This is a genomic window from Paenibacillus vini, assembly GCF_018403325.1.
Taxonomy (GTDB): Bacteria; Bacillota; Bacilli; order Paenibacillales; family Paenibacillaceae; genus Fontibacillus; species Fontibacillus vini.
In genome coordinates, this window is the sequence record NZ_BOSL01000053.1 from 1 (window position 1) to 387 (window position 387).

Annotated in this window: 1 rRNA gene; it reads left to right on the plus strand. The window is 45.7% G+C overall.

The features are described 5' to 3' along the window. A 16S ribosomal RNA gene (locus tag KJS57_RS26095) occupies nucleotides 1–81 on the plus strand; the annotation flags it as partial. Nucleotides 82–387: the final 306 nt, after the last annotated feature.

Below are 387 nucleotides of genomic sequence, written 5' to 3' on the forward strand. Positions count from 1 at the left end.
CCGCCGAAGGTGGGGTAGATGATTGGGGTGAAGTCGTAACAAGGTAGCCGTATCGGAAGGTGCGGCTGGATCACCTCCTTTCTATGGAGAATCGTTCTCTGCAACGAGAACATTCAAATAGCTAACTTACGGTTAGCAAAACTTACTCACTCGTTGGTCAGTTTTGAGAGTTCAACTCTCAAAACGACTGGTAACACAGTCACTTGATCCTTGAAAACTGGATAACGAAACGAAGAATTTGCGAATTAGAACATTCCTTTTAGCTGAACTTGTGTCAAAACAAGTTTATAAAGTAGTGTAGGTTAAGCTACTAAGAGCACACGGAGGATGCCTAGGCACTAGGAGCCGAAGAAGGACGTGGCGAACAACGAAACTGCCTCGGGGAGC